The organism is Streptomyces sp. NPDC001100, from assembly GCF_053598575.1.
Window position 1 is genome coordinate 77265 of the sequence record NZ_JBSFKO010000025.1, and the last position, 13146, is coordinate 90410.

At 71.4% G+C, this 13146-nt stretch carries 17 protein-coding genes and 1 tRNA gene; 4 read left to right on the forward strand and 14 right to left on the reverse strand.

All coding sequences use genetic code 11. From position 1 onward, the window contains the following. Nucleotides 1–29: 29 nt before the first annotated feature. A tRNA-Pro gene (locus tag ACWDEW_RS31250) sits at nt 30–103 on the reverse strand. A 158-nt stretch (nt 104–261) separates the two neighbouring features. Between ACWDEW_RS31250 and ACWDEW_RS31255 the strand changes: the two genes are divergently transcribed. Both ACWDEW_RS31255 and ACWDEW_RS31260 read left to right on the forward strand, forming a co-directional pair. Then, entirely contained in the window at nt 262–969 is a 708-nt protein-coding gene (locus ACWDEW_RS31255; protein WP_450517112.1) for a transketolase, read from the forward strand. Nucleotides 970–1021: 52 nt separating this feature from the next. Next, nucleotides 1022–1942 carry a transketolase family protein gene (locus ACWDEW_RS31260; protein WP_450517114.1) on the forward strand — a complete coding sequence of 307 codons (921 nt, stop codon included), beginning with the start codon at nt 1022–1024 and terminating at the stop codon, nt 1940–1942. A 31-nt stretch (nt 1943–1973) separates the two neighbouring features. Here the strand turns inward: ACWDEW_RS31260 and ACWDEW_RS31265 are convergent, their stop codons facing one another. The 9 genes from ACWDEW_RS31265 to ACWDEW_RS31305 form a co-directional block, all read right to left on the reverse strand. Further along, a complete protein-coding gene (locus tag ACWDEW_RS31265; protein WP_450517116.1) occupies nt 1974–2333 on the reverse strand; it encodes an MmcQ/YjbR family DNA-binding protein in 360 nt (119 codons plus the stop codon). Between the two features lie 30 nt (nt 2334–2363). Then, nucleotides 2364–2903: an N-acetyltransferase family protein gene (locus tag ACWDEW_RS31270; protein ID WP_450517118.1), complete on the reverse strand. Its 540-nt coding sequence runs from the start codon at nt 2901–2903 to the stop codon at nt 2364–2366. After that, a complete protein-coding gene (locus ACWDEW_RS31275) occupies nt 2900–3478 on the reverse strand; it encodes a helix-turn-helix domain-containing protein (protein WP_450517120.1) in 579 nt (192 codons plus the stop codon). The genes ACWDEW_RS31270 and ACWDEW_RS31275 overlap by 4 nt, the downstream gene beginning before the upstream one ends. Before the next feature lie 35 nt (nt 3479–3513). After that, a complete protein-coding gene (locus tag ACWDEW_RS31280) occupies nt 3514–4416 on the reverse strand; it encodes a LysR family transcriptional regulator (protein ID WP_450517122.1) in 903 nt (300 codons plus the stop codon). A 65-nt stretch (nt 4417–4481) separates the two neighbouring features. Then, nucleotides 4482–5675, reverse strand: coding sequence for a glycine C-acetyltransferase (locus tag ACWDEW_RS31285; protein ID WP_450517124.1), 1194 nt, complete (start codon nt 5673–5675; stop codon nt 4482–4484). Nucleotides 5676–5730: 55 nt separating this feature from the next. Beyond that, nucleotides 5731–6759, reverse strand: a complete 1029-nt coding sequence (tdh, locus tag ACWDEW_RS31290; RefSeq protein ID WP_450517126.1) for an L-threonine 3-dehydrogenase — start codon at nt 6757–6759, stop codon at nt 5731–5733. Between the two features lie 164 nt (nt 6760–6923). Further along, nucleotides 6924–7298 (reverse strand): YybH family protein, encoded by a 375-nt coding sequence (locus ACWDEW_RS31295; protein WP_450517128.1) that lies wholly within the window; start codon nt 7296–7298, stop codon nt 6924–6926. A 15-nt stretch (nt 7299–7313) separates the two neighbouring features. Beyond that, nucleotides 7314–8027, reverse strand: a complete 714-nt coding sequence (locus ACWDEW_RS31300) for an SDR family NAD(P)-dependent oxidoreductase (RefSeq protein WP_450517130.1) — start codon at nt 8025–8027, stop codon at nt 7314–7316. Between the two features lie 172 nt (nt 8028–8199). Further along, on the reverse strand, nt 8200–9120 hold the full coding sequence (locus ACWDEW_RS31305; RefSeq protein ID WP_450517132.1) for a LysR family transcriptional regulator: 921 nt from the start codon (nt 9118–9120) through the stop codon (nt 8200–8202). 138 nt (nt 9121–9258) lie between these two features. On the opposite strand from ACWDEW_RS31305, the gene ACWDEW_RS31310 reads away from it, so the two are divergent. After that, on the forward strand, nt 9259–9552 hold the full coding sequence (locus tag ACWDEW_RS31310; protein ID WP_450517133.1) for a muconolactone Delta-isomerase family protein: 294 nt from the start codon (nt 9259–9261) through the stop codon (nt 9550–9552). A 107-nt stretch (nt 9553–9659) separates the two neighbouring features. Further along, nucleotides 9660–10910, forward strand: coding sequence for a YbfB/YjiJ family MFS transporter (locus tag ACWDEW_RS31315; protein ID WP_450517135.1), 1251 nt, complete (start codon nt 9660–9662; stop codon nt 10908–10910). On the opposite strand, the gene ACWDEW_RS31320 is transcribed toward ACWDEW_RS31315, so the two are convergent. The 4 genes from ACWDEW_RS31320 to ACWDEW_RS31335 form a co-directional block, all read right to left on the reverse strand. Further along, nucleotides 10911–11519, reverse strand: a complete 609-nt coding sequence (locus tag ACWDEW_RS31320) for a TetR/AcrR family transcriptional regulator (RefSeq protein ID WP_450517137.1) — start codon at nt 11517–11519, stop codon at nt 10911–10913. Between the two features lie 23 nt (nt 11520–11542). Beyond that, the gene (locus tag ACWDEW_RS31325; protein WP_450517139.1) at nt 11543–12118 is read right to left on the reverse strand and encodes a GAF domain-containing protein; all 576 of its coding nucleotides are present in this window, start codon (nt 12116–12118) and stop codon (nt 11543–11545) included. 61 nt (nt 12119–12179) lie between these two features. Continuing rightward, nucleotides 12180–12797 (reverse strand): GTP-binding protein, encoded by a 618-nt coding sequence (locus tag ACWDEW_RS31330; RefSeq protein ID WP_450517141.1) that lies wholly within the window; start codon nt 12795–12797, stop codon nt 12180–12182. Next, the gene (locus ACWDEW_RS31335; RefSeq protein WP_019069669.1) at nt 12775–13146 is read right to left on the reverse strand and encodes a DUF742 domain-containing protein; all 372 of its coding nucleotides are present in this window, start codon (nt 13144–13146) and stop codon (nt 12775–12777) included. Before ACWDEW_RS31335 ends, ACWDEW_RS31330 begins: the two co-directional genes overlap by 23 nt.

Below are 13146 nucleotides of genomic sequence, written 5' to 3' on the forward strand. Positions count from 1 at the left end.
AATGACCCCTGACCTGCGACTTCGAAAAGTCGGGACGACAGGATTTGAACCTGCGACCCCTTGACCCCCAGTCAAGTGCGCTACCAAGCTGCGCCACGTCCCGTTGCCCATCTGACCTGGGGTTTCCCCTGGTCGAACGCGCATGGAAACAATACCGCACTCCCGTCGGTGATCGCGCACGCCTTTATCGGGGGCCGACTTCCGGCCGGCTCCCCCGCCGCGCTTGACCTGAAGTTTGGTTGAGGTTGGACGATCGTCCGCATGACCATCACCGCGGAACAAAGCCATCCGTACACGCACGGCGACCTGCCCCGGCTCATGGGCCTGATGACCGGTGACGAGAAGCACGGTCCGGCGGCAACCTCGACGCTGGACGTGCTGTGGGTGCTCTACGACCGGGTGCTGCGGGTCGGCCCGGAACGCACGGGCGACCCGGAACGGGACCGGTTCCTGCTCTCCAAGGGGCACGGGCCCATGGCGTACTACGCCGTGCTCGCCGCCAGGGGATTCGTCCCGGTGGAGTGGCTGCCGGGGTTCGGCTCGTACGACTCCCCGCTCGGCCATCACCCCGACCGGGTGCTGGTGCCGGGCGCCGAGATCGGCAGCGGGTCGCTCGGACATGGGCTGCCGATCGGCGTCGGGACGGCGCTGGGACTGCGCGCCCAGGGGCGGACCGAGCCCCGGGTCTGGGTGCTGGTCGGGGACGCCGAGCTGGACGAGGGCAGCAACCACGAGGCCATCGCCTTCGCCGGGCCCGCCGGACTGGACCGGCTGCACACCGTCGTCGTCGACAATTCCTCCGCCAGTCATGCCCGGCCCGGTGGTATCGCCGCCCGCTTCGAGGCCGCGGGCTGGTCGACCGTGACGGTCGACGGCCGCGATCACGACGCGCTGTACGCCGCCTTCACCGCGCCGCATCCCGGCCGACCGCATGTGGTCGTGGCCCAGGTGGAACCGAAGTCCGCGTGACCGCCTGTCCCCCTCAGCCGCAGTTCAACAGTTCAAGAAGGGCTCTTTCTCCATGGACACCATGCGTGACCGTTTCGCCCCTGTCGTCTCCCGGCTGCTCGACGAGGATCCACGCGTCGCGGTCGTCCTCGCCGAGATCGGCGCGGTGAGTCTCGCCGAGGCGCAACTCCGCCACCCTGAGCGGGTGATCAACGTCGGCATCCGCGAGCAGCTGCTCGTCGGGGCGGGCGCGGGACTCGCGCTGACCGGGATGCGCCCCGTCCTGCACACCTTCGCCAGCTTCCTCGTCGAGCGGCCCTTCGAGCAGGTCAAGCTGGATCTCGGGCACCAGGGCGTCGGCGCGGTGCTGGTGAGCGCGGCGGCCTCGTTCGACTGGCCCGCCGGCGGGCTGACGCACATGGCTCCGGGCGATGTCGCGCTCCTCGACACGCTCGACGGCTGGACCGTGCAGGTGCCGGGCCACCCGGACGAGGCCGAGACCCTGCTGCGGCACGCGGTCGCCGCGGGCGACGACAAGGTGTACGTACGGCTGTCCGTCCAGTCGAACGCCGACGCTCTCCCGGTCGACGGCGAGCACTTCCTCCCCGTCCGCGAGGGCCGCTCCGGTGTGGTCGTCGCGGTCGGGCCGATGCTCGACGCCGTACTCGACGCGACCGAGGGCCTCGACGTCACCGTCCTGTACGCCACGACCGTACGGCCCTTCGACGCGACCGCGCTGCGCCGGGCCACGCGGACGGCGGGGACCGACGTCGTTCTCGTCGAGCCGTATCTCGCGGGTACCTCGACGGCCGCCGCGAACGACGCACTCGCCGACGTGCCCCACCGGGTACTGGGCCTGGGCGTGGCCCGCCCCGAACTGCGGCGCTACGGCACGGTCGAGGAACACCTGTCCGCCCACGGGCTCGACGCCCGGTCGCTGCGCGGGCGAATCGACGGTTTCCTCGGGAGCGGGCGCGCCGGTGCGCGAGGCTGAGATCCGCCGACCGACTCCGCGTCACGGCAGCTCAGTCGCCGGTCGGCAGCCCCAACTCCGGGTAGGAATCCAGGAGTCGGGGCGGGGCCGCCTGGCGCCAGGAGTCGGCGAGGATGTCGCGCAGTTCCTCCTCGCTGTCCAGCGCGGCGAGCCGGGCCCTCACCCAGGCGAAGCCCGCCTCGTGATCGGCGACCCAGAACTTCTCGGGCTCGGCCAGGACGAGTTCGTCGCGCTCCTCCTTGGGGCAGCGCACGGCGATGGAGGTCTCCTCCTCGGGCAGCGTGACGAACATCTTCCCGGCGACCCGGAACGTGGGCATGCTCCAGGCGATCTTCTCCGTCGTGTCCGGGAGGGAGAGGGCGATACGGCGTACGTCTTCGGCATCCGGCATGACAGGCAAGATAGCGGCCGGCACTGACAATCACCTGGTGGGAGTGTGTGCTCCCGCCCCCACCTTCTTGTAGTAGAGCGTCGTCGGCCGCAGCTCCCCGTCCGGGCTCGCCGCGTAGTCGGGGATGACGCCGGCCCGGGTCCAGCCGGCGGTGCGGTACAGGTGCTCGGCGGGGCTGTCGGTCTCGGTGTCCAGATGGAGAAGGATGATACCGGCGGCGACCGCCGCGTTCTCGGCAATGGTCAGGAGCCGGCGGCCGAGGCCCTTCCCCCTGGCGTCCCGGTGCACCATCAGCTTGACCAGTTCGGCGCGGTGGCGGCTGTTGGGCTTGTCGGCGAAGGCCAGGGTCACGGTGCCGACGACCCGGTCGCCGTCCCGCGCCGCCCACACGGCGAGCCGCCCGGCGCCCACCCCGTCGGCACGCTCCCGCCACCAGGCGACGGCCGCCGCCCGGTCGAGCGGCGCGAGGAATCCGATCGACGCTCCGTCGTGCACGGTGTCGGTCAGCAGGTCCGCCAACTCCTCTACCACGACGAGCAGTTGGGGTGCGCTCAGCTGCTCCGTCCTCACGGCAGCACCACCGCCAGTACGTAGCGGACCCCGTCCGGACCAGGGCAGCGGAACCGCGTCGGGCCCCACACCCGCAGCCGTAGGCAGTCGCCGGTGTCGAGATGGTGGTCGGTGTGCCCGGCCGTCACGTCGAGGGTGCCCTCCAGGACCCAGATGTGCTGTTCCAGGCCGGGGACGGGCGGCCGGTCGTAGGCGATGTCGGCGCCCGCGGTGAGCCGGCCCTCGACGAGTTCGCCGCGCAGGCCGGTGTGCGGGGGCGACACGGAGCGTCGTACGAAACCGGAGGCGCGGTCCTCCCAACGGGGTTGGTCGGCGGAGCGCAGCAGCGGGGTGGGCTCGGCCTCCACCTCGCTGAGGAGTTGGGACATGGTGCGGCCGTAGACGCCACACAGGCGGTTGAGGAGGGAGGCGGTGGGGCTGGTCTCGGCGCGTTCGGCGCGGGACAGGGTCGACCGGCTGATCCCGCTGCGCTCCGCCAACTCCCCGAGGGACCAGCCGTGTTGGGCCCGCAGTTCGGCCAGGCGGGCGCCGAGGCGGGCGTCCATGGGGTCGGGAGCCTCGTCTTCGTGCTTCATATCCGGGACGGTATCCCGGATATGAAACGGCGGGGTTACGTCCGGGCCACTTCCGTCAGCGCGTCCAGCACCGGGCGGATCAGCGGATGCTGCTCCGTGCCGCGCCGTACGGCCGCGAAGACCCGGCGGGTCGGCGCCACCCCGTCGACGGGCCGGACGACGACACCCGTCAGGTCCATGCCGCGCAGGGCGGAGCGCGGGACGAGGGCGACGCCCGCGTCGGCCGAGGCGAGGGCGACCACCGCGCGGAAGTCGTCCGAAGAGTGTTCGAGGCGGGGCTGGAATCCGGCGTTCTCGCAGGCCAGGACGACGACCTCGTGGCAGGGATTGCCGGGGTAGGGGCCGATCCACGGGTCCTTGGCCAGTTCGGCGAGGGGGACCTCGTCGGCATCGGCGAGGCGGTGGGCGACCGGGACGACCGCGTCGAAGGGCTCGGCGTAGAGCGGGACGTGGATCAGGCGCGGGTCGTCGGCGGGCGGGGCGCCGCGATACTCGACGGCGACGGCGACATCCACCTGCCGGTCCAGCACCATCGGCAGGCTGGCGTCGCCCTCGGCGTCCTGGACGCGGATCCGGATGCCGGGCGCGAGCGAAGAGAGTCGGACCACTGCAGGTGCCACCACCTGTGCGATACCCGTCGCGAACGCGGCCACCGTCACCGTGCCGGCCTCGCCCGAGCCGTAGGCGGCGAGTTCCGCCTCGGCCCGCTCCAGCTGGGCCAGGACCACATTGGTGTGGGCGAGCAGGATCTCGCCGGCCGGGGTCAGCCGTACCCCCTTGGCGCCGCGCTCGACCAGGCGGTGGCCGGTCTCCTGCTCCAGGGCGGCGAGCTGCTGGGAGACCGCCGAGGGGGTGAGGTACAGCGCGGCGGCTGCCGCCGTCACGGTGCGGTGGTCGGCCACCGCACGGAGGATGTGGAGCCGCCGCGCTTCGATCATGGGACCGATTATCGCAATATGTCCGGGGCCGTGACCGCCACGGTGTACTCAGCCCCCGGTTCCGCTCAGGCGTCCAGCTCCGCGCGCGCCGCGACGAACGCGTCCACGGCCCGGTTCACGTCGTCCGTCGAGTGCGCGGCGGACAGCTGGACCCGGATACGGGCCTTGCCCTGCGGGACGACCGGGTAGGAGAAGCCGATCACGTACACGCCCCGCTCCAGCAGCAGCTCCGCCATCCGGCCGGCCACCGCCGCGTCGCCGATCATCACGGGGGCGATGGCGTGGTCGCCGGGGAGGACGTCGAATCCCTCCTCGGTCATCCGGCGCCTGAACAGGGCGGTGTTCTCGGCGAGTTGGACGCGCAGGTCGTCCGCCGACTCCAGCAGGTCGAGCACCTTGAGCGAGGCCGCGGCGATCACCGGCGCGAGGGTGTTCGAGAAGAGGTACGGCCGTGAGCGCTGGCGGAGCAGTGCGACGATCTCGGCGCGGGCGGCGACGTAACCGCCGGAGGCGCCGCCGAGCGCCTTGCCCAGGGTGCCGGTGATGATGTCGACGCGGTCCATGACGCCGTGCAGTTCGGGGGTGCCCCGGCCGCCGGGGCCGACGAAGCCGACGGCGTGGGAGTCGTCGACCATGACCATCGCGTCGTAGCGGTCGGCGAGGTCGCAGATCTCGCGGAGGGGGGCGACGTAGCCGTCCATGGAGAAGACGCCGTCGGTGACGATCAGCTTGCGCCGGGCGCCCGCCGCTTCCTTCAACTGCTGTTCCAGGTCGGCCATGTCACGGTTGGCGTACCGGTAACGGCGGGCCTTGGAGAGGCGGATGCCGTCGATGATCGACGCGTGGTTCAGCGCGTCGGAGATCACCGCGTCCTCCGGGCCCAACAGGGTTTCGAAGACACCGCCGTTGGCGTCGAAGCAGGAGGAGTAGAGGATCGTGTCCTCCTGGCCGAGGAACGCGGAAAGGCGCGCCTCCAATTCCTTGTGGACCTCCTGCGTACCGCAGATGAAACGCACCGAGGCCATGCCGTAGCCCCAGCGGTCGAGGGCCGCGTGGGCGGCGGCGACGACCTCGGGGTGGTCGGCGAGGCCGAGGTAGTTGTTGGCGCAGAAGTTGAGGACCTCGCCGGGTCGGCCGCCCGAGGTGACGTTCACCGTCGCGGACTGTGGGGAGCCGATCACGCGCTCGGGCTTGTGGAGTCCGGCGGCGCGGATCTCGTCGAGGGTGGTGCGGAGGTCGTCGCGCACGGAGTCGAACATGGGGGAAGCTCCTAAAGTTCCTTCGCCGAAAGGGAGTTGTGCGGTCGGACGGGCGTTACGCGGTCCAGTCGAGGATGACCTTGCCGCCGCGTCCGCTCGCCGCGTCCGCGAACGCCGCCTCGAAGTCGCGGTGTCCGTAGCGGCCGGTGATCACGGGCGCGAGATCGAGGCCGCCTTCCAGCAGGACCGACATCGCGTACCAGGTCTCGAACATCTCACGGCCGTAGATGCCCTTGATGGTGAGCATCGAGGTGACGATGCGGGACCAGTCGACGGGGAACTCCTCGGAGGGCAGTCCCAGCATGGCGATCCGGCCGCCGTGGGTCATGTTGGCGATCATGTCGCGCATCGCCTCGGGGCGGCCGGACATCTCCAGGCCGACGTCGAAGCCCTCGCGGAGGCCCAACTCCCGCTGTCCGTCCGCGATCTGAGCGTCCGTCACGTTCAGGGCCAGACTCACGCCGATCTTGCGGGCCAGGGCGAGGCGTTCCTCGCTGACATCGGTCACCATGATGTTGCGGGCGCCCGCGTGCCGGGCAACCGCCGCCGCCATCAAGCCGATCGGCCCCGCGCCGGTGATGAGGACGTCCTCGCCGACGAGCGGGAAGGACAGCGCGGTGTGCACGGCGTTGCCGAACGGGTCGAAGATCGCGGCCACATCGAGGTCGACGGGGACGCGGTGCACCCACACGTTCGCGGCGGGCAGCGCGACGTACTCCGCGAAGGCGCCGTCCCGGCCGACGCCGAGCCCGACCGTGGCACGGCACAGGTGGCGGCGTCCTGCCTGGCAGTTGCGGCACTTGCCGCACACCAAGTGGCCCTCGCCGCTGACCAGTTCACCGACGGCGATGTCGGTGACGTCCCGGCCGGTGCCGACCACCTCGCCGACGAACTCGTGCCCGAGGACGAGCGGTGTGCGGATCGCCTGTCGCGCCCAGCCGTCCCAGGCCCGGATGTGCAGGTCGGTGCCGCAGATCCCGGTGCGCAGCACCTTGATCAGTACGTCGCCGGGTCCGACGGCGGGCTCCGGCACGTCCACGAGCCACAGCCCGGGCTCCGCCTTCTCCTTGACCAGCGCCTTCAACGCTACGGCTCCTGTGCGTGAGGCCCGGGGGCCGGGCCCGTCCGGGCATGCCGGACGAGCCCGTTCCGGGGGTGGGGGTGGATTCTGCCAGCAATCTGCCCTACCGGAACGCCCGGGTCCATCGAGGTTTTCTTAAGCGGTGTCGCAGCTTTCCTTCACACCTGTCACCCGGGCAGCCGCGAGACCTGGTAGTGGGCGATGTACCAGTCCTCCCCCAGCCGCCGCACCAGCACGGCGAGCTTGACGTCGACCGGTGGCCGGTCGGTGAACGTGAACTCCGCTTCCAGATAACCGAGTACGAGGTCGTCGGCGTAGCGCCGGGTCTCCAGGACGTCGTAGGCGGCCTTCATTCCGAGGGGCTGGGAGGCGTAGTACTCGGCGACGCCCGGCCGGCCGACGCTGTAGGGGTGCAGTCCCTGGAAGATCGCGTCCTCGGTGAAGAGCCGGGCCACCTGCTCCGGCTCGTGGGCGTCCACGGCCGCTTTCCACGGGTCGAGGACACCGCGCAGGACGAGTTCCTCGTCGTTGTCGCTGTTCATCTCCGTCGGCCTTTCTCAGTGACCGGCGCTCATGCCGCCGTCGACATGGAGGATCTCGCCGGTGACGAAGGGAGCGTTCTCCAAGAAGACCACGGCGTCGACGATGTCGCTCACCTCACCCATCCGGCCGACCGGGTGCAGGGCGGAGAGGAAGTCGTGGGTCTCCTCCGCGTGCATCGGGGTCCTGATGGTGCCCGGCGACACGGCGTTGACGCGGATGCCCCGGGTGGCGTACTCGATGGCGAGGGACTTGGTGGCGGACTGGATTCCGCCCTTGGTCAGCGAGGCCAGCACGGAGGGGACGCGGGCGTCCGCGTTGTCGACCAGGCTGGTGGTGACGCTGACGACGTGACCGCCGCCCTGGGTGAGCAGGTGCGGAACGGCCAGCTGGGTGAGCCGGAAGAACCCGGCGAGGTTGATGCCGAGCACGTTCGCGTAGTCGTCGGCCGTGTAGTCGGTGAAGGGCTTGGCGACGAACACGCCCGCGTTGTTGACCACCGTGTCGATCCGGCCGAACCGCTCGATCGCGGCGGCCACGACCCGCTCGGCGGTGGCCGGGTCGGCGATGTCGCCCCGGACGGTCAGGATGTCCGCGTCGTCGGCGGGGGCGATGGTGCGCGAGGTGGCGACGACGGCGTGACCGAGCTTGCGGTAGGCGTCGACGACGCCCGCTCCGATGCCCTGCGAGGCGCCGGTGACGATCGCGACCTTCTGGTTCCGAGTGCTCATGACGACCTTCTCCGAAGTGGTGAGTGCGGTGCTCCCGGTCGGTCGTTTTTACTAGCCGACCGGTCGCCTATTAGTGAACGTAAGCGACCCGGAGAGGCGAAAGCAAAGGCCGGAGCGCCCTTTCCCAGGACCGGAATCCTCACTGCTGGGAGGCTGAACCTCCCAGTCAACGTCAGCGGTGCGGGTCGCCCGCGGGCAGCCACGCGTCCGGGGCGCGCAGCCCGAGATCGCCGACGCCCTCGCACAGCGCGTCCACGACCGCGAGCACCGCGGCCCGCGTCTCGCCCTCGCGCCACACCAGCGACCAGGTCCAGTGGACGGACGGTTCGACGATCTCGCGGCGTACGAGGTCGGGCGGCAGTGCGGTGGTCTGCCCCTTGGGCGAGTTGACGACCGGGCGGCGGCTGCGGCGGACGTGGTCGAAGAAGGCCGGGCCGGTGATCCCGCCGTCGGAGATCGGCACCGCGTGCGCCCCGGTGTCGTGGGCCAGCTGCTCGGCGTAGACGTTCCAGGACGACCAGGACTGGGTGTCGTCGTCGAGGAGGGCGGAGGTGTCCCGGGCCCGCACGTCACCGGTGTCGGTGCCGGCGGCCACCGCGTACAGCCGGTCGGCGCCGAGCAGCCGGGCCCGCAGGCCGTGCCGCTTCACGTCCTCGTCCCGTACCCAGCACACCGCGAGGTCCAGGCTGCCGTCCGCGACCCGGGCGGCCTGTGTGTGCGAGGGCGCGATCCAGGCGTCCACATGGACCTGGGCCACACCCGCGGTGCGCGCGGTCAGGTCGGCGGGGAGCCAGTTGACGTAGCCGAGCCGGACCGCCTCCGAGCCCGCCAGCCGACCGGCCCGGCGCCGGAGGTCGTCGGCGCGCTCCAGCAGGGCGCGGGTGTGCGGGAGCAGGGCGGCACCGGCGGGGGTGAGGGAGACCGAGCGGCGGTCGCGGTCGAAGAGCCGTACGCCCAGATCGCGTTCGAGGGCCTTGATCTGCTGGGAGAGGGAGGGTCCCGCGATCAGGAGGCGGTCGGCGGCCCGGCCGAAGTTCAGCTCCTCGGCGACGGCGACGAAGTACCTCAGTTGGCGCAGCTCCACGCCCGTCATGCTACGCGTGGCTGGGAGGTCGTATCTCTCAGCAGGGAGCGAGCCCGTCGTGGCGCCCGCGCCGGTCCCGGGCCACGATGAGGGCATGGAGACCCGGCACCTGTCGCCTGGCCGGGCGGGCCCGAACGGAGCGAGGTCATGCGAGAGTTCCTGGTCGAGATCACCACCACCGTCCCCGAGGGCACCCCGCAGGAGGAGGTAGCCCGGCGCCGCGCCGCCGAGGCCGTCCGCTCCCGCGAACTGGCAGCCGCCGGCCATCTGGGACGGCTGTGGCGCCCGGTCGGCGAACGGCGCAGCATCGGCATCTGGCTCGCGGACGACGAGGACCAGCTGCACGAGAAAGTGCTCGGCACGCTGCCGCTCGCCCCGTGGATGACCTTCGCCGTCACTCCGCTGGAGCCGCACCCGAACGACCCCGGCCATGCGGAGTGAGCCGCCCCGGCTTAAGGAGATTTCACCGTCATGAGCTCCGGCGCTCCCGTCCCTTCAACCCTGGACATGCGGAGTAACTCGCGTCGCCTACAAGGGGATTCACCCTCATGAGCCCCAGCGCTCCGCTCCCTTCGTCCGGGGCGGACGGCCCGCTCCACTCCCCCTGGGCTCATGTCGTCCGGGTCGCCGCGGCGCTCGCGGCGGGCATGGGGGTCGGCCGCTTCGTCTACACCCCGGTCCTTCCGCTGATGCACGCCCAGGCGGGACTGTCCACCGACGCCGGCGCCCACCTGGCCACCGCCAACTACGTCGGCTACCTCGTCGGCGCGCTCGCGGGCACCCTCTCCCCCGCCCTGGTCCGCTCCCGCGCGACCCTGCGCGGCGCGCTCGTCCTGCTGATCTGCACGCTGGCCGCCATGCCCGCCACGCACCACACCGGGGTGTGGCTCACGCTGCGGCTGCTGGCGGGCGTGGCGAGCGCCCTGGTCTTCGTCGTCGCGGTCACCTCGCTCCTCGGCCACCTCCGAAACCACCCGCCGCACCTGCCCGGCTGGGGCTTCGGCGGTGTCGGCGCCGGCATCGCGCTCTCCGGCCTCCTGGTCCTCGCCCTGCGCCCGGTCGCGGACTGGCGGACCGCGTGGTGGGCATCGGCCACGCTCGCCGCCGTCCTGGCAGCGGCCTCGTGGAATCTACGGCCGGAGGCGGTGGCCGCGCACACCTCAGCTGAAGGCGTGTCGGAAGCCCCCACGGCGCCGATCAACCGCGGTTTCGCCGCCCTGTTCGTCAGCTACACCCTGGAGGGTGTCGGCTACATCGTCGCCGGGACCTTTCTGGTCGCCGCGGTCGCGCAGGGCTCCCCCGGCTGGATCGGCGATGGCGCGTGGGTGCTCGTCGGGCTGGCCGCCGTACCGTCCTCCGCGCTCTGGGCCCGGCTGGGCCGCCGCTGGTCGCGGCCCGGGCTGCTGCTGGTGGCGCTGGTGATCCAGGCGGTCGGCATCGCGCTGCCCGCGCTGGTCGGCGGGGCGGCCGCGGCGCTGATCTCGGCGCTGCTGTTCGGCGCGACCTTCATCGGCGTCAGCACCCTCGCACTGGCCACCGGGAGCCAGTTGCGCTTCCCGCGCTCGGTGGCGCTGCTGACCGCCGGATACTCCGTCGGCCAGATCCTCGGCCCGCTGGCCGTCGCCCCGCTGCTGCGCCACGGCTACCGCCCGGCTCTGCTCCTGGCCGCCCTGGTGGTCCTCGCCGCGGCCGTCGCCGCCGCCGTCCTGCGGGGCGGGTTCCCGCACCACGCGGTGGCGGTACGGCGCTCCGTGCCGGGGCAGGCGCGGCGGACCGCGCCCACCGACCTCGGCCGCTGATCAGGCGGGGTGGGCGGCGCGGGCGCCGAGCAGGGCGAGGCAGTTGGCCCAGAGGGGGCTCAGCCGCCCGGTGTTGTTGTAGAGCTTGGCGAACATCACCTGGCCCTCCAACTGCGCGACGACGGACCGCGCCGCCTCCCGCGTGTCGGTGACGGTGACGTCCCCGCGGTCGCGGGCCTCGGTGACGACCGCGTCGACCATCTCGACCTGGGCGTCGAAGATGTCCTGCAGCCGGATGCGGACGGCCTCGGTCTGGTTGCTCATCTCCAGGCTGAGATTGCCGAAGAGACAGCCCAGCACGGTCCCGCAGCCCTGCTGTCCGGCGCGCAGACCGGCCTCCGTCTCCTCGAACAGCCGCCGCAGCCGCTCCAGCGGTTCGGCATCCCCACCGAGGACACGGGCCCACTCCCGCCGCTGCTCCGCCCAGTGCTCGTCGACGACGGCCAGCGCGAGGGCCTCCTTCGACTCGTAGAAGTAGTAGAAACTGCCCTTCGGCACACCGGCCGCGCGGCAGATCTCGGCCACCCCGAGCGCCGAATAGCCGCGCGCCTCGAAGAGCGAGCGCCCGGCGGCGAGGATCTTCTCTCCGGCGTCACTGGTCCTACCCATGGGACAACTATACGACCGGTCGGCTAGGGGCCTCCGAGGTGCTCCAGCCGGGCCACCAGGTCCGCCGCGGTCGACTTGATCGTCTCCAGCCCCGGCTTCCCCCACGGCCGCGGCTCCGTGTCGACGACACACACGGTGCCCAGCACCGTCCCCGTGGAGTCGATGAGCGGTGCGCCCAGATAGGAACGGATGCCGAACTCGTCGACGACCGGATTCCCGGCGAACCGCGGATAGTCGCAGACATCCTCAAGAACCAGCGCCTTGCGTCGGACCACCACATGGGGGCAGAACCCGTATTCACGCGCCAACTGCCGGCCCACCTCGGGCTTGGCGTGCTCCCCTCCCGTGGCGGCCCTGGGCAGCCCCGCACCGCCCGGAGTGTGCAGACCGGCGAAGAACTGCCGGTTCTCGCCAAGGAAGTTGACCATGGCGTACGGTGCCCCGGTCAGCTCGGCGAGCCGGTCCGCGAAGGCGTCCAGCCCCGGGTCCGGGTGCTCCCCCAGGCCCAACCCCCGCAGCCGGCGCACCCGTTGGGGCGCCTCCTTGTCCTCGGGCGTGAGCAGCAGACGACCGGCCGGACGCGGCGGGTCGTAGCTCATGGGCGTACTCCGTCCCTGTGGACGTATGGCATGGAGGAACTCCGATGAGGGTGTGCGGGGATCACATGTGGGCACCGTGGCTCGGCGCGTGCGCCGGGGTGTGCTCGATGAGATGGCGTACGAGGGTCAGCAGGGTCTGCACCCCGGAACTGGAGATCCGCGCGTCGCAGCGCACGACCGGGATCCCGGGGTCGAGATCTATGGCGGCCCGCACCTCCTCGGGGTCGTAGCGGTAGGAGCCGTCGAACTCGTTGATCGCGACGATGAATCCGAGGCCGCGCTGCTCGAAGAAGTCGACGGCGGCGAAGCACTCCTCCAGGCGGCGGGTGTCGGCGAGGATGACCGCGCCGAGCGCGCCCTCGGACAGCTCGTCCCACATGAACCAGAACCGCTCCTGTCCGGGCGTGCCGAACAGATAGAGCACGTGTTCCGGGTCGAGGGTGATCCGGCCGAAGTCCATCGCCACGGTCGTCTCGACCTTGTTCTCGATGCCTTCGAGATCGTCGGTCGCGGCACTGACCGTGGTGAGCAGCTCCTCCGTGCTGAGCGGCGCGATTTCGCTCACCGCGCCGACGAAGGTCGTCTTGCCGACGCCGAAGCCGCCCGCCACCAGGATCTTCAACGCGGTGGGGAAGGGATCGTGGCCGCTCTCGTAGTCAGAGCTGTCGTCGTAGTCCATCGAGCACTGCCTCCAGAAGAGACCGGTCAGTGGGGTTGTGGTGGAACTCGGGCGGCTTGGTGGTCAGCGCCCCGCAGTCGACCAGGTCCGACAGCAGCACCTTGGTGACCACCGCCGGCAGTTTCAGGTGGGCGGCGACCTCGGCGACCGAGACGGGCGCGCGGCACAGGTCGAGCGCCTGCGCGTGCTCGGGGCCGAGGTAGCCGAGGGGGGTGTTGCCGGTGGCCATCACCTGCGACAGGAGGTCGAGCGCGACGGACGGCCGGGTACGGCCGTTGCTGACCGTGAAGGGGCGCACAAGACGTCCGGCCGCGTCGTCCAGCCAGGGCCCGTCACCGGCCGTCGCCAC